The following is a 13,509-nucleotide window of genomic DNA, read 5'->3' as shown; positions in this document are numbered from 1 at the left end:
AATCGCTTAGAAACACAAGGAGAACGTATGTCAAAAGAAGAATTCCTGCACTTGCAACATAGTGAATCGGTCGTCGCGCAAATGGCGGCAACTATATTTTCCAGTCTGATTCAGCAGCAGCAACTAACAGCAGAAAATGAGGATGAGTTGGTCGAGCGTTCGATTTCTATTGCCACGAAATTGGCACTGCGCGCAGAGCAAGTCATCAAGAGCGATGAAGAATGGGTGAAGCGACCAACTGGCTCTGCTTTTCTTGCAGGGTGATTACTGCTGGCAAACAAGGTGACAGAAACATGGTTTGACGGTTGATGCAGGCTAGGTTCCAGACGCAATCAAACCAGATATTGCCACTTAGAGCACATTCAACACATGCCGATCACACCGTTTCATTTTGGCTTTGGCGCCGCGCTGCACGGAACGGCGCCAAAGACAGTGAGTTTCCTCGCGTTCTGCGCTACAAACGTCTTGATTGATATCGAGTCTCTTTATAACTTAATACATCGTCGTGACCAGCTGCATGCGTTCTTCCACACCTATGTCGGCGCCTCCCTTGTTGCAGTCGGAACGCTGTGTTTGTTCATTGTAATGCGTTGGTTTGCGTCAAGGTTCTGGCTGCCTAATCTGCTAGCTTGGCGCGATCTCAATATCAAACAAGTCTCAATCGGCGCTGCGATGGGTGCCTATTCACACGTGATTTTTGATAGCATCATGCATTCCGACATTCGTCCTTTTGCACCTTTCAGCGAAGCGAACGACTTGTATGGAGTCATTTCTCTCACGCAGTTGCACCTGCTTTGTCTTGGACTTGCCGTCTTTGGACTCATGGCGGTTGGCCTACGGCGACGGCATTCTGACGCAGACGATGCGCTCTGAACAATCCGATCAAATTCAACTCCAAGGAACATCGTTAGTTAAATCGTTAAGGAACGTCCTATGAATCCGGTAGAAAATCCGCCTCAAGATCCTCACGATAATCATGATAACCCACAGCAGCAGTTTGACATTTTGTTTTGGATCATTGCCGTCATCGCCACAGTCTTAACAATGGTGTTAGGCATTTTGGGCTCGTTTGTTGTGCCCGCGTTCAATGACACCTGGGCGGAATTAGATGCGAATCTACCCGCGCCAACGAAATGGCTCGCAGAACTCTCCTCCATGCTTTGGTTGATGTTTTTCATAGCGACTGCGGTGTGGATATATTTGCTGATTTCAGCGACTCGGTACAAAAACCAAACCAGATTCAAAGTAGTATTCTTCTCCGTTGGCGCACTCAGCTTGTTCGCCTTGATTTTCGTAGTGTGGGCGCTTTATTTGCCGATATTTTGTTATTCCAATGTGGTTTGATCAAAGATGTTTTTAATCATTCCCTTACAAGTGATTGCGTTCGTTTATCCCCTGCGGAATTTCAGATCTGACTGAGTTCGTGCCCTGATGAGTGAGATTGCATTGAAGGATGTCGCACAATGAAAGGTCAGGATCCATTATCATGATTTCATCGAGCATACGATTTCATATGTCAACACTACACTCTAAAGGTATTCAATGCGCTTACTTTTAATTCTTGTTCTTTGGTGCATTTCATCGTGCGCCTACAGTGCTTGCTCCACTATCGTGAGTGGGAGTGCTAAGCATCATTAGACGTCCAGATTTAACGATAATAAGCTTAGATATGCGACCTTTTTCTAGCCCAGAAAAACCATTCGAATTTAAGCCCCCCTGCTCACTGAAACCTTCACCGCTCTTCGATCACGCCTCTCTACGGTAGAACTCACAATGGCACTCACTCTTTCACGCGATGAAATTTTGCTTCGGTACTCCCAAGGTGAACGGGACTTTCGTTGTCTCGATCTCGACCGCGATGAAATCAATTTCGATCACTGTATTTTGGATGGCGCAATTTTCTCAAGGAGTTTTATTGTCGCGAGCTTTGTCGGAGCTTCATTACAAGAATCAAAGTTCGAATTCGCAAATGTCAAAACATGCGATTTCTCGGGTGCCAATTTATTGTCAGCATCGTTCCGAGGTGCCGCCATCGATGCCGCAACTTTCATCGGCGCCAATCTCGAGAACGCTGATTTTGAAGGTGCCACGGAGCAGGGATATGAATACAAGTCTCAGCAATTTCCCAATTCAAACCCAGCGAACTGAGCTCATGATCTCTCCCAATCAATCTCATTAAAAACATGAAACTACAGAGCGCCGCAAACTCATTTGAGCTTAGGATTGTGGGATACCAGTTCCTCGCCAATTCAAACAATGAATACGATGCAAACTGGCTGATCATCGAAGCTGCAGTGTGTGCCGAGGGGCGAGCTTGGAGTTTCAGAGATCCTAGTCTTCTCACATGGGAAGTTTCGGCTTTGATCGATTTTTTTGAAGGCTTGGCGTCTGAGACTCCTCACCGACAAGGTATATTGTTCACGGAACCCAATCTCGAATTCATCGTGCAGAGCCCGACCTGTGTGCGCGTGCAATTCTCGTTGGAAGCAAGTCCTCCTTGGCTTGGCAACACGGATGAATTGGAGAATCCTTTCGCCATTGACTTCGATATCTCAACACAACAATGTTCCGACGCAGCCACATCACTTCGTCAGCAACTCGCTAGGTTTCCGCAGCGTACGGTTCGGAGCGGTTTCAGAGCTTGGATCGGACGATAAGACTGTACACTCATACAAACAATCGGAACACAAACCACGTTCATCACTGCTTGAACATCAAACTTCTAAATCAAACGATAGGCCTATCGTTTGGTGCTGCTCGATGATTGATGATTTTTTAAGATCATGTTAATTTCAATCTTTTTAATAACACGGCAACATCGCCGAAATATCGAGATTCAACATGATTCGTTTTATTCTTGCCCTTACTCTCATCTCCGTTTCACTATCGGCGTTCGCTGATGAACCAATTCCCAAGGAGCTCACACCAGAACAGAAAGCCGCTGCATTGCGGGCTGCAGAGACGATTGGCTTTGCCATCTACCGACACGACCGCGCGGCGGCGATTGCCTCCGATGCCGCCATTGCCCTTCCCCAATTCAAGAACGATTCGAGAATAAGAGGATGGGTAACTGAAGAACAACAAGGTCAAATTACAGTCACATTTATCGATGAAACACCTGCAGCACTGTATCGAATTACGGTTAGCAAAGAAGGCGTCGCTGGGCCAGTAAGTGCCCTTGATTCTCCTGCACCGCTCACTACTTATGAAGCAGGCGCCGCAGCCGCTCGTAGTGCTGCCTTAAGTTCCAGGTTCCAGCAATGCTCAAATAGCTACAACTCGGTCGTGCTGCCCTCCTCTGGCGCTCCGGGGAGTAACTGGTTGGTTTACCTGCTTCCTGGCACGACCAAAAATAACGTCGTACCGATTGGAGGAACCTATCGTGTCGAAGTCAGCGGTTCTAAGGTCGTATCGCAACGCGGATTCACCCGAAGCTGTATTGCGCTTCAAACAGACCCGAAAGCTGTTGGATTGATGATCAGTCACGTAATGGACCCCGCCCCGACCGAGGCACATGTGTTTTGGAGTATTTGGGCCAGAAAACCGATGTACGTCGCTATACCAAGCAATGGGACAGTGTGGCTCGTAGCAGGCAACAAAATCGAACTCATTGAACAAAAGGCGACCGAAGGCTAGGGACGTATCCGAGAAGAGCCGCCTAACGCTAAGTCCATTAAAAATGTCGCGTCAGGCTCGCCGCTGCCACTATTTTTTGATCATGTGCTAGCGACGTTTTCGTCTAGCTCCATGAGAAAGATTCAAAACCTATTTCTGGCATTCTATGCAGATTAAAAAACATCGATCAGGCTGACATAGATTTCAACCTCACCTTCATCAAAATAGGAAAACAATGAAACTTCGAAGCAAGCTATCGCTATTGACCATAGTCAGTTTCATTTTTTCTTACGCCGCCTCTGCCTCGGAAGAAATCCAGGTCGCCGGCCAACTCACGACGATTGAGAGCCAACCGGGATGTGGTGTCCTTTTTATTGGCAGCTTGGCCAATTACCAGATCGTATCTGGGCCATCTGAGTTGATCGGCAAAGCACTGAAGGTGATGGTGCCTTGCGCCGAACTTCCGCGAGCGAAATACAAACGCGGCTCTGGCGACTTAGTCGACTTCACAGTTGGCAGCTTACATTTTTTAAAGTTGTCACGTCAGCGCCCCAAAAACCTGGTGCACTTCAGCGATCAAGGACTTGAGGATATCTACTACCTTGAGGCAGCTTCCATGCACGAATTGACCCGTGCATCAAAAACAAAATCAAGGCAGAGACAACAACCCGGAACTGAAAGGAATTAGCTTGCATTCCCTCAGCTTGCTTCCCCTCGTCTTGGTTTGGAACAGCTTTATAAGAAACCTAAATCAACCGTGCATCTTTAAGCCAAAAAATACCGCCAGCAGATCACAATACCATCGATTCAAAACCCATTAGAGGATTTCAACAATGCTTCCAATTTCATCGTTCATCAAGCGAATTACCGGATTGATGCTCGTTTCTTCGCTTTGTGCTTGCGCCACTATGAGTACAGAACAGCAAATCAATTATGGTTTGAATCACTACAAAATGGGCGCCTATCAACAAGCAATACCGTCGCTAGTTGCCGCAGCAGATCATCTAGAAAAGGATACCCCAAAAGATCCTCGACTGGTCGATGTCCTGATCGCGTTAGGAGAAATGGCGCAGTCCGAGAAACGAAAAGATTTGGCAAGCGATTTTTATCAACGCGCATTCAAGACTGCCGAAGAACTCAAGCCCCAAGATTCAACAAAACTACGCAATGCATTAGTCCCGTTCGGCCTTTTTAATCTGCAAGATCATCCGAGCGACGCGATTCATTTACTGCAACGCGCAGAACTTATCTCTCGCAGCTATGAAGATCAGGTCTTGAATGTGATCGATCAGGACAATCTGGCCTTGGCATATAACGCGAACAAAGAATTCGAGCGCGCCAACGCAACGAGCTTACATGCTTTGGAAGTGCTCAAGAATATCAAATCCGGAAAATTGATTAACCGCACCAAAGCGGTAATTCTGCATAATCTCGCTTATAACCAAATGGACATGGGGCGCTATGCCGAATCAGAATCCAATTTCAAAGAGTCTTTAGCCGTAATGCGGTCAGCCCCCAACGAAATTGAAGCTTGGCGGCTACGAAGAGTGAAATCCAGTTACGCCCTATTACTACGAAAATTGGGCCGCGAGAGCGAAGCCGTTGCAATCGAAACCAATTGAACAGACACCAAGACAATTGCGGCATCTTGATTGAACCGAGAAATATAAGCCAGCGGTCTGTGGTGGTCAGCTTTACAAAATGCAATTTCTATGTCGCATGAAGTTCGACATAAAGTAATTGCTAGAATGGCGCGACAATAGGCTTTGGGAACGCAGCGCGTCTTCGTTCGAGATCGCCGGCGGCTCGGGCAACACAAATTGCACTTGCCAAAACAGTTTTTAAAATGGAACCAATAAAATGGCAACAATTCATTTGATAGAAGGCCCTGTTGGTGCAGGGAAGTCAACTTTTTCAGCAGCACTTTCGAGCCGTACGCGCGGTGTACATATCGCTCTGGATGAGTGGTTTGTTAGACTCTACAGCCCCGACAGGCCTGAGGGCGACTTTCTGCCTTGGTACATCACACGTAAAGAGCGACTTTTAGATCTTATTTGGCTGCACAGTAAGGCCATCCTTGCAGCTGGTTCAGACGTTATTCTTGAGCTCGGCCTTATTCAGCAACAACAACGACTCACATTCTGTCGCAAAATGATTGGCGAGGGTTACTTCCTCAAAATGTATGAACTTGATGCGCCTCGAGAAATTCGCCGCGAACGGATACAGCATCGCAATCAGCACCGTGGCACGACTTTCTCGATGTTTGTGCCGGATCATATTTTTGAAATTGCGAGCGATATGTGGCAGCCTTCCGATGAACTTGAGCGCGCCGAATACTCGATTGAATACGTGCCATCTTTTGGTGCGACCGTGGACCTCTAAACAGCGAAGTTGGCGAAGTCTCGAGAAATATAAGACAGCAGAGCGCTGTTCAATTCGTTCACCTTGCAAGGTCTTAAAAGTACTAAAATGCATTGTGACTCAGATCAACCCTCACGCACTCCCAAAGTTCGTCATTTGAATAACATGCAAGGAGGCATCACGTGCGCAATCGTTTTATCTATTTCGCAGTATTGGTCATGAGCTCTCAGCAGATAGCGATGGCGCAAGAGTCAAACTTGTTAGCACCCGTTCATTGGCTAGCAGGATGCTGGAGTGCAGACGGTGGCGAACCCGGTTCTGGTGAACATTGGATGCCTGCAGCTGGCGACACGATGATCGGCGTGGGTCGCACTATCAAGAATGGCAAAACAGTGGACTATGAGTTTCTACAACTCAAACGAGGAGCGGATGGCAAACTCGCTTTCGTCGCCCTTCCCTCTGGACAGAAAGAAGCGAGTTTCTCGTTACTGAGCGCACATCCCGACGAAGTCATTTTCGAGAACTTAGAACACGATTTCCCCCAACGGATTATCTATCGTCGCGAAGGGAACGATCGACTGAAGGCTCGCATCGAAGGAATGCGCAACAATAAACTTCGGGCCATCGATTTTCCTATGAGCCGAGCAGAATGCAAGTAATACCTTATTCTCACCGCTTCTCGAAACAAAATTTCGTAACATGCTCAATTGAGGCTTCGATCTGAAGATGGTCGTACCAAACTATGAGTAAAGGATGCAAATCAACGATAAAGACTTCTCCATCGGCTTGATTGCTCTAGCACTTGCAATTGGTGTCACATTGCTGGCGGCTGGAACCTATGGCGTTGGTTATGGTTTGCGTCCTTTGTATTTGGTGTGATCGTGTTGTTTTTAGTGGGCCGTTCTGGGAAGCTGCCGCGTATACTCGCGATAATAATCATGCCCGCCATTTTGCTAACCAAACTCATTCCTCAACAGTTTAAAAACAAACTAAGACATCGCTCGTCGAAAGAAGAAAGTCGATAATACAGTTTGCTTTTGTGAAGCAACTAAGTCTCTTCAAAGTCGCGGCAAAAACGAATGTTCATTTTGATTAATGTTGGTACAGTATATATTACAAAAATTGGGAGACGCCTTAGGCCGCAGTACAAATTCAAGCAAGCCGTTCACTATCAAAGGAGAGAAATCATGAGAAAAACCACACAAGTAGCGGCGCTCTTGGCTGCATTTGGCGGGGGCATGTTCGTAAATTGGGCGCTTGCACAAGTGACCACTTCAGATGATCCACTCATCATAGAGCCCACCCACTACAAAGTCCGTTTCGAAAACGATAGGGTTCGAGTGTTGGAGGGCTTTGATGCTCCCGGAGAAAAGATTGCGATGCACGGACACCCAGATACTCTCATGGTGGTCCTGTCCCCTTTCAAGCGCAAACTGACATTGGGCAATGGAAAAGTGCTTGAGACCGAATCAAAACCAGGCGATGTGAGATGGATGCCGAAGCAAGCCCATGCGGGCGAGAACATCGGAGATACGGAAACTCGCGCCTTATTTATCGAGTTCAAGCAACCAGCGCGCTAACAAAAACCGCAAACCGAATAAGCCCCGATTTGTATTACAGTCTCGGGGCTAGCGTAAAAAAAGAAGGTTTTCGATTATGAGATAACGGAACATCCTGCAAATCTTTCTCAGAATGCAGAGTATTTTTGCCATACCTTTTTACCCTGCAATGTAATCCATTTAGAAAATCACATTCTTCTAAAGTGACACAGTTTACGGTACTAATCAGCGATCATCTGCAGCACCACTTTCCCCTTCGCTCTGCCTTGTTCCAGATAAGCCAAACCTTCAAGCGCATCCTCAAAACCAAACACTTTATCGACGACAGAACGAATCTTGCCCGATTCGAGTAACGCTGCGACGGCGCTTAATTGTTGGCCATCTGGTCGCACGAACATAAAACTGTAATTGGCATTGCGGCTTTTGGCGAGGCGTCGAATCTTGCCGCTGATAAGACTAAAGAGGAATGGCATGATCACATTCATACCACGAGCCCGAGCAAAGTTTGCGTCAGGCGGACCAACCAGTGAGACCACATTGCTACCTGGAGCGAGAATCCTGAAAGTCTTTTCTAACTCGGCTTCCCTCATGGTTCCTAACACTGCATCGTAGCCTTGTAAAACATTTTCAAATGCTTGTTTCTTGTAATCGACAACCTCATCGGCGCCAAGCTCGCGTACCAATTCAACGTTACCTGTGCTAGTGGTGGTCGCAACGAAGGCGCCGATTTGTTTTGCTAATTGAATCGCGATCGTGCCGATGCCGCCAGCGCCGGCCGGAATAAAAATCTTCTGACCCCGTTTCAATTGCAAACGCTCATGCAAAGCTTGCCACGCAGTCAGCGCGACCATCGGCAGTGCTGCGGCTTCAACAAAACTAATGTTGCTCGGTTTATGGGCGACTGCGCTTTCGGGCACCGCCACGTATTCGGCAAAGCTCCCCCTATCCATGTCGAAGACACTGGCGAACACCGCATCACCAACTTTGAACCGGCGCACTGCAGCCCCCACCTGCACCACGACACCAGCGAGATCACTGCCCATCACAGCGGGTAGCTGAAACTTCAATATCGGTTTAAACATGCCTTTCGGGATCATATTATCGATAGGGTTAAGCCCTGCTGCATGAACTTGAACGAGTACTTCATTCGATTTGATCGCCGGGCAGGCAAGTTCGGTAAATTCCAATGTTTGCTTTGCGCCATAGCCTTTGAGGACAAGTGCTTTCATGTTGTGCTTTCTAGATGTGAAAAGGGTAGATTGAATTAAGCCAGCTGCAAATCTTTGCGCAAACCTGCGTCGAGTATTGCTGCAGGAGCGTAGTTACGCAGGATGCGTAAACGTGCTGCCACCGAGCCTGCGGTGTAGCGCAATTTCGGCTTACGCGCCTGCGCTGCCTTGAGAACAATTTGCGCGACTAGCTCGGGACTATCGGCACTTGCTAACACAGCTCGCAGATGCGCATCGACGGCAGTCCGTACCTCATGGTAATCGCCCAGTAAAGCATCGCCTTCCACCACATTCGCACCAAATGCGGTGTTGGTATAAGCAGGTTCGACCACAATGGAACGGATGCCCCACTGGCGAATTTCATGATCGAGCGATTCTGAATAACCTTCGATCGCATGTTTGCTTGCCGAGTACAGTGCGCCGTAGGGCATTGGCAAGAATCCCAACACCGAACCGATATGAATGATGCGACCAGCGCGCTGTTGTCGCATGTGCGGCAATACAGCGCGTGTCATCCGTACGGCGCCAAAAAAATTGGTGTCGAACAGCGACTGCGCTTGTGCCAATGAACTTTCTTCTGCACCAGCAGGTGCAATACCAAATCCTGCGTTATTCACCAGCAAGTCGATGCGCCCTTCTTTCTGCCTCACCGCCTCCACTGCTTGCTGTACCGAGGCATCATCGGTGACATCCAAGCTCAGCATGGCATATGCCCGTTGCCCACCTTTTGCACCATGACGGCTAGTTCCGTAGACGATGTAACCCGAAGCGGTGAGTTGTTTGGCGACCGCTTCACCAATACCGGATGAGGCACCGGTGACCAAAGCTATCTGTTTGTTCATGTTGATTTCCTTTATTCCTTTGGGACTTTCGCCAAACAGACGCTAGCGTCGTTACTGTCGCCTCGCCTTCTGCCTCCGCAGGGGCAGTCCAAGCAAACGTACCGTCCTCGGCGACGCGCCTAGCTAGCGCAATTTTTGGCAAGCCCTCATCTTCATTCATTGAGACATTTTTCAATGCATTCTTTAAAACACGACTAAGTTGATCATTCAAACTACAAAACACTCACAAATATGATGATCATCATATTTTTAATTTAAAAAAACGAGATTCTTACATCTGAATCTCGTTTTAGGATCTTGTATGGAGATCCTGCATTTCAATCTTCGATCTTCTAATTACCTCGACTGTTGTCCTATTTTATTTTTCAAGCACCGCAAGATGCTTCAGCGCCGCTTGGCGCAATGCGGCAGACAACTTGGGGTCATCCACTGCACGAGAAACAATCGTGGTACCAATCAAACTACAGAGCAACAGCATCGCTCTTTCATGCGCGGCAGACTGCCCCCAATCTGGCATCTGTCTCGCGATCAAATCAATCATCTCCTTAATATGCAGCGTCGCCACACATCGCACTTCTGGCGCTTGACGAGGCATCTCAGAACCGAGTGCAGACACTGGGCAACCCGTCTCAATCAGGTGCATATGTTCTTCGGACAAATACGCTTGCATAATGTGTCGCAAGGCCTCGCCCGGTGGTGCTGCAGCAGCAATCTGCGCTGCGATTGCCACCGACTCCGCTCCAGCACGATCTCCCGCCTCCGCCAACAAGGCATCACGCGATGGAAAGTGCGCATAAAAGCCACCGTGCGTCAATCCAGCTTCTTTCATAATATCCGCCACACCAGTGCCATCGTAGCCACTACGTCGAATCGCGCGCGATGCAACTTCGACAATACGCTCATGACTGGCTTCTTTGCGAGATTGCGTTGACGAACGTGCCGCAGAACGTGTTGAAGGATATGGGGATTTAGATTTCATGATGACCATCATATCATAGCTTTATTTTTTCTGCTTTCTGGCCTTAAAAAGGCATACATACTCGGAAATAAAATTACAATAAGACGCATATCAACCTCACCAAAATTCATCATCACCCACTTTTTCGGTTAAGCATGCACATTCCAACTAGCTACAAAACTTTTTGCTTTCGCTCCGATCTTTTTCAAGTCAGCAAAGACGAAGATGAGGAAACGAACCCATTCTGCTACGGAAAGTCTCTTGCAAAATTGCTGCATCAAGAGTTTTCCCAAATTGGCTATCAACCAGAACCCATATTCGCTGAGGATTGGGGGTGGTGTTTGATGCTTCAGCGTGAGCCATTTATGCTGTGGATCGCTTGTGGCAATGATCGCGCGGTGTTTTATGAAACCGTCACAAATGAGCAAAAAGCCGATCTCATACCACAAGCCGAAGAAATGCTTTGGCATTGCACCGTGGTCGATGAGGTGCCTTTCTGGAAAATGTTCTTTTGGAAGAAACTGTTCGGTATCGTATCGACTGATGAGGCCGCCGCTCTCGTGAGGACTCAACTTCATCAAATTTTGACAAACGAAAGTCGTATTCGCTTTGTCTCTGAAACAGGATCAGAAACCATCTGACTACTCTTATGCCCACGAATGGAGCTGGCCATATGACCTCAAGTACCCACCTCGCAGTTTTCACGACAATCAACAATCACGCCGTAGCACAGGCGATGGCGCGAAGTATTGTTGAACGCAAATTAGCTGCCTGCGTGCAGATTTCCGCAATCGAGAGTTTTTACACGTGGAATGATGCCGTTCAGCACGATCAAGAATTTAGGCTTGTTTTCAAAACCACGGCCGTGGCATATCAAGCATTAGAAAATGCCATTCGAGAATTGCATAGCTACGAGCTACCAGCGATTTATGCCCTGCCAGTCGAAAGAATGTTTGAACCATACCAAGCCTGGGTCGATCAGATGGTTAGTAAGTCTTAGACGATAAAGCGTTATTCGCGTTTTCCCTACCATAATTCACCGCGCAGCAGCTCACACAAGTTCATTACCGCTCGTCATCCAACGCATTCGGGGATCCGTAAAAAATTTTGATGAATTGCAGGATATGATTTACGATGAGGGGATGCATTCAGCCCCGGCAGGTACAATTGGAACGTAGCGTAATCGTAAAAATGAACGCATTTACGACCGGCTCTATTTCACGTTTCAACACGATGCAAAAGATGTGACTTATACTTCGAATTGTTATTTCGCTTTAAGAATTTTAAGTGTTTCCGAGTTACATTGGTACAACTACGCTACGCTTGAATCCTACCTAAATGAGCTTAATTGATGACTAGATTGGAGTGTGTTATTTCGAAGTCCTCAAATTGATAAAAATTAGGCCATATGTCAGAACATTTTTCTTCAGCGCCAAAGGGTAACTTTACGCATCAGCAGACCCAGAAAATTCGCCCGTTCTGGCGCTGCTGCATTGCGGCTGCGTCGCTCATGGGAATGACTCTCATGTTCGTCAACTACCAGATTGCCAAATCCATCAACCTGACTTATTTCCCTACGCATAGCGTGCCACTGACAGCATTAGATGTACTTGGGGCTCTACTCGTTACATATCTTGCGCTGGTTGCGATATTCGGCCACTGGCGTTTGTTATTCAAGTTGTCGTAAGCCTCGGTAGGTACGATTGGAGCGAAGCGTAATCGTACGCATGCCATCGTAACGAAACATATTCTTTTCGCTTTGCTTTATTAATCAAGCCGATGTGAAAGACATGGCTTTCACTTTAAATTATTATGTGATTTTAAAAAACATTTCGGTATTGCCGATTACATGCGTACGATTACGCTGCGCTTGCATCGTACCTACGAGAGCTGTTCCCCTAGCACGAGTCACAAATCGCAGTACATATCTCTTTTAACTTGGAAACGCAAATGGTCTTTCTCGTAAATTCAAAGGACGGTCTTTCAGACATCTTACGTCTGACGAAAGGCGAGCACGCCATTATGTGGATTGCCCATGGGCTGCTGACGGATACCGAGATTGCATCCTTGCGTATTGAGGGTAATGATGTCACCGTCCTATCTAATTCGGAAAGTACGAGCTGTCAAAAGCTAGAGTGCACCATCGCAACAATCGCGGAACACCATCCGGGACACAGCGTTTGGGTCGAGCGCGTCGCTTCAGATTACCTTTAGCCTCGGTAGGTACGATTGGAGCGCAGCGTAATCGTACTTAAGTGGGGTTGAGAACTGAAGCGTGTATAAAGCACATCCAATAACTCAGAAGACATTAATCGCGTCAAACATTCTTCTATATCTACCAACAAAAGAAGTTAAGCCTCATGCACCGTGAACTAGTCCAATTCGGTAACTTCTGCATCAAGGTCGATTCTGTTCGAACTGCCTCGACCTATGCACAGTTCACGCAAGGTGGAACCCAATCGTGCTCTTGCATCTATTGCGAAAACTATGCAATGGCCAGCAAAGAATTTTTGCCCCTTGCACTGCGGAGACTGATGCAGCAACTTTCAATTGATCCAAGCAAGGATGCCGAAGTGTACGTCTTGGACACCATCGACGATCAGCGTTTGATCTATGCGGACGAGTACTATTTTTTTGGTGATGTGATCGCACGAACGCAAGTCGTCGAAAAATCAGCCTTTCCGCAAGACGGCACTCAACTAGAAATTGACATACGCGCCCCCAGCCCTTTAGCCCAAGAAGAATTCAAACAGGAAGGTGCTTTGTGTCTATACTTTGAAGTAGAGTTGCCTTGCGTGCGGTCCGCAAACTCATGACGGCCTTACTTTTCAACGAGCGGTAGGTACGATTGGAGCGAAGCGTAATCGTACGCATGCCATCACAACGACACGCACTTTCTTGCGTGGATCAGATTATAGATCTGTATTTAGGATTGGGACTTGCGC

General features: G+C 47.4%; 20 protein-coding genes. 16 read left to right on the top strand and 4 right to left on the bottom strand.

The genetic code is table 11. From position 1 onward, the window contains the following. Positions 1 to 27: 27 nt before the first annotated feature. From RF679_RS06090 to RF679_RS06035, 12 genes are all read left to right on the top strand, one after another. Positions 28 to 264: a hypothetical protein gene (locus RF679_RS06090; protein WP_309483328.1), complete on the top strand. Its 237-nt coding sequence runs from the start codon at positions 28 to 30 to the stop codon at positions 262 to 264. Positions 265 to 369: 105 nt separating this feature from the next. Beyond that, positions 370 to 873 (top strand): hypothetical protein, encoded by a 504-nt coding sequence (locus RF679_RS06085; RefSeq protein WP_309483327.1) that lies wholly within the window; start codon positions 370 to 372, stop codon positions 871 to 873. A 60-nt stretch (positions 874 to 933) separates the two neighbouring features. Beyond that, complete coding sequence (locus RF679_RS06080) at positions 934 to 1,344, top strand: type II secretion system F family protein (RefSeq protein WP_309483326.1); 411 nt, start codon at positions 934 to 936, stop codon at positions 1,342 to 1,344. A 429-nt stretch (positions 1,345 to 1,773) separates the two neighbouring features. Next, positions 1,774 to 2,148, top strand: coding sequence for a pentapeptide repeat-containing protein (locus RF679_RS06075; RefSeq protein ID WP_309483325.1), 375 nt, complete (start codon positions 1,774 to 1,776; stop codon positions 2,146 to 2,148). Between the two features lie 77 nt (positions 2,149 to 2,225). Then, complete coding sequence (locus tag RF679_RS06070) at positions 2,226 to 2,657, top strand: WapI family immunity protein (RefSeq protein ID WP_309483324.1); 432 nt, start codon at positions 2,226 to 2,228, stop codon at positions 2,655 to 2,657. Positions 2,658 to 2,841: 184 nt separating this feature from the next. After that, entirely contained in the window at positions 2,842 to 3,636 is a 795-nt protein-coding gene (locus tag RF679_RS06065; RefSeq protein WP_309483323.1) for a hypothetical protein, read from the top strand. Positions 3,637 to 3,850: 214 nt separating this feature from the next. After that, the gene (locus RF679_RS06060; RefSeq protein ID WP_309483322.1) at positions 3,851 to 4,303 is read left to right on the top strand and encodes a hypothetical protein; all 453 of its coding nucleotides are present in this window, start codon (positions 3,851 to 3,853) and stop codon (positions 4,301 to 4,303) included. Positions 4,304 to 4,523: 220 nt separating this feature from the next. Continuing rightward, positions 4,524 to 5,237, top strand: coding sequence for a tetratricopeptide repeat protein (locus tag RF679_RS06055; protein WP_309483321.1), 714 nt, complete (start codon positions 4,524 to 4,526; stop codon positions 5,235 to 5,237). A 238-nt stretch (positions 5,238 to 5,475) separates the two neighbouring features. Next, complete coding sequence (locus RF679_RS06050; protein ID WP_309483320.1) at positions 5,476 to 5,997, top strand: P-loop nucleotide/nucleoside kinase family protein; 522 nt, start codon at positions 5,476 to 5,478, stop codon at positions 5,995 to 5,997. A gap of 161 nt (positions 5,998 to 6,158) precedes the next feature. After that, the gene (locus RF679_RS06045) at positions 6,159 to 6,635 is read left to right on the top strand and encodes a DUF6265 family protein (protein ID WP_309483319.1); all 477 of its coding nucleotides are present in this window, start codon (positions 6,159 to 6,161) and stop codon (positions 6,633 to 6,635) included. A gap of 94 nt (positions 6,636 to 6,729) precedes the next feature. After that, positions 6,730 to 6,855 carry a hypothetical protein gene (locus tag RF679_RS06040; RefSeq protein WP_309483318.1) on the top strand — a complete coding sequence of 42 codons (126 nt, stop codon included), beginning with the start codon at positions 6,730 to 6,732 and terminating at the stop codon, positions 6,853 to 6,855. Between the two features lie 308 nt (positions 6,856 to 7,163). Then, entirely contained in the window at positions 7,164 to 7,556 is a 393-nt protein-coding gene (locus RF679_RS06035; RefSeq protein ID WP_309483317.1) for a hypothetical protein, read from the top strand. Positions 7,557 to 7,756: 200 nt separating this feature from the next. Here the strand turns inward: RF679_RS06035 and RF679_RS06030 are convergent, their stop codons facing one another. The 4 genes from RF679_RS06030 to RF679_RS06015 form a co-directional block, all read right to left on the bottom strand. Next, complete coding sequence (locus tag RF679_RS06030; protein ID WP_309483316.1) at positions 7,757 to 8,764, bottom strand: NADP-dependent oxidoreductase; 1,008 nt, start codon at positions 8,762 to 8,764, stop codon at positions 7,757 to 7,759. 35 nt (positions 8,765 to 8,799) lie between these two features. Next, positions 8,800 to 9,606 (bottom strand): oxidoreductase, encoded by an 807-nt coding sequence (locus RF679_RS06025; RefSeq protein ID WP_309483315.1) that lies wholly within the window; start codon positions 9,604 to 9,606, stop codon positions 8,800 to 8,802. A 358-nt stretch (positions 9,607 to 9,964) separates the two neighbouring features. Further along, complete coding sequence (locus RF679_RS06020; RefSeq protein ID WP_373921744.1) at positions 9,965 to 10,597, bottom strand: TetR/AcrR family transcriptional regulator; 633 nt, start codon at positions 10,595 to 10,597, stop codon at positions 9,965 to 9,967. A gap of 116 nt (positions 10,598 to 10,713) precedes the next feature. Next, the gene (locus RF679_RS06015) at positions 10,714 to 11,142 is read right to left on the bottom strand and encodes a hypothetical protein (RefSeq protein WP_309483313.1); all 429 of its coding nucleotides are present in this window, start codon (positions 11,140 to 11,142) and stop codon (positions 10,714 to 10,716) included. Positions 11,143 to 11,237: 95 nt separating this feature from the next. Here RF679_RS06015 and cutA point away from each other — a divergent pair, with 95 nt between their 5' ends. From cutA to RF679_RS05995, 4 genes are all read left to right on the top strand, one after another. After that, positions 11,238 to 11,564, top strand: a complete 327-nt coding sequence (gene cutA / locus RF679_RS06010) for a divalent-cation tolerance protein CutA (protein ID WP_309483312.1) — start codon at positions 11,238 to 11,240, stop codon at positions 11,562 to 11,564. A gap of 408 nt (positions 11,565 to 11,972) precedes the next feature. Next, a complete protein-coding gene (locus tag RF679_RS06005; RefSeq protein WP_309483311.1) occupies positions 11,973 to 12,251 on the top strand; it encodes a hypothetical protein in 279 nt (92 codons plus the stop codon). Between the two features lie 263 nt (positions 12,252 to 12,514). Further along, complete coding sequence (locus RF679_RS06000) at positions 12,515 to 12,778, top strand: hypothetical protein (RefSeq protein ID WP_309483310.1); 264 nt, start codon at positions 12,515 to 12,517, stop codon at positions 12,776 to 12,778. A 320-nt stretch (positions 12,779 to 13,098) separates the two neighbouring features. After that, positions 13,099 to 13,380 (top strand): hypothetical protein, encoded by a 282-nt coding sequence (locus tag RF679_RS05995; protein WP_309483309.1) that lies wholly within the window; start codon positions 13,099 to 13,101, stop codon positions 13,378 to 13,380. Positions 13,381 to 13,509 lie beyond the last annotated feature (129 nt).

It is taken from the genome of Undibacterium cyanobacteriorum (assembly GCF_031326225.1).
Lineage (GTDB): Bacteria > Pseudomonadota > Gammaproteobacteria > Burkholderiales > Burkholderiaceae_D > Undibacterium > Undibacterium cyanobacteriorum.
The sequence above is the reverse complement of the archived record's forward strand: the minus strand, read 5'-3'. Positions and strand labels throughout refer to the sequence as shown.

What these genes read in the sequence shown, in the direction of transcription:
- RF679_RS06090 (WP_309483328.1), top strand. Translation starts at nt 28, where the DNA reads ATGTCAAAAGAAGAATTCCTGCACTTGCAACATAGTGAATCGGTCGTC.
- RF679_RS06085 (WP_309483327.1), top strand. Translation starts at nt 370, where the DNA reads ATGCCGATCACACCGTTTCATTTTGGCTTTGGCGCCGCGCTGCACGGA.
- RF679_RS06080 (WP_309483326.1), top strand. Translation starts at nt 934, where the DNA reads ATGAATCCGGTAGAAAATCCGCCTCAAGATCCTCACGATAATCATGAT.
- RF679_RS06075 (WP_309483325.1), top strand. Translation starts at nt 1,774, where the DNA reads ATGGCACTCACTCTTTCACGCGATGAAATTTTGCTTCGGTACTCCCAA.
- RF679_RS06065 (WP_309483323.1), top strand. Translation starts at nt 2,842, where the DNA reads ATGATTCGTTTTATTCTTGCCCTTACTCTCATCTCCGTTTCACTATCG.
- RF679_RS06060 (WP_309483322.1), top strand. Translation starts at nt 3,851, where the DNA reads ATGAAACTTCGAAGCAAGCTATCGCTATTGACCATAGTCAGTTTCATT.
- RF679_RS06055 (WP_309483321.1), top strand. Translation starts at nt 4,524, where the DNA reads ATGAGTACAGAACAGCAAATCAATTATGGTTTGAATCACTACAAAATG.
- RF679_RS06050 (WP_309483320.1), top strand. Translation starts at nt 5,476, where the DNA reads ATGGCAACAATTCATTTGATAGAAGGCCCTGTTGGTGCAGGGAAGTCA.
- RF679_RS06040 (WP_309483318.1), top strand. Translation starts at nt 6,730, where the DNA reads ATGCAAATCAACGATAAAGACTTCTCCATCGGCTTGATTGCTCTAGCA.
- RF679_RS06035 (WP_309483317.1), top strand. Translation starts at nt 7,164, where the DNA reads ATGAGAAAAACCACACAAGTAGCGGCGCTCTTGGCTGCATTTGGCGGG.
- RF679_RS06030 (WP_309483316.1), bottom strand. Translation starts at nt 8,764, where the DNA reads ATGAAAGCACTTGTCCTCAAAGGCTATGGCGCAAAGCAAACATTGGAA.
- RF679_RS06025 (WP_309483315.1), bottom strand. Translation starts at nt 9,606, where the DNA reads ATGAACAAACAGATAGCTTTGGTCACCGGTGCCTCATCCGGTATTGGT.
- RF679_RS06020 (WP_373921744.1), bottom strand. Translation starts at nt 10,597, where the DNA reads ATGATGGTCATCATGAAATCTAAATCCCCATATCCTTCAACACGTTCT.
- RF679_RS06015 (WP_309483313.1), bottom strand. Translation starts at nt 11,142, where the DNA reads ATGAAGTTGAGTCCTCACGAGAGCGGCGGCCTCATCAGTCGATACGAT.
- cutA (WP_309483312.1), top strand. Translation starts at nt 11,238, where the DNA reads ATGACCTCAAGTACCCACCTCGCAGTTTTCACGACAATCAACAATCAC.
- RF679_RS06005 (WP_309483311.1), top strand. Translation starts at nt 11,973, where the DNA reads ATGTCAGAACATTTTTCTTCAGCGCCAAAGGGTAACTTTACGCATCAG.
- RF679_RS06000 (WP_309483310.1), top strand. Translation starts at nt 12,515, where the DNA reads ATGGTCTTTCTCGTAAATTCAAAGGACGGTCTTTCAGACATCTTACGT.
- RF679_RS05995 (WP_309483309.1), top strand. Translation starts at nt 13,099, where the DNA reads ATGCAGCAACTTTCAATTGATCCAAGCAAGGATGCCGAAGTGTACGTC.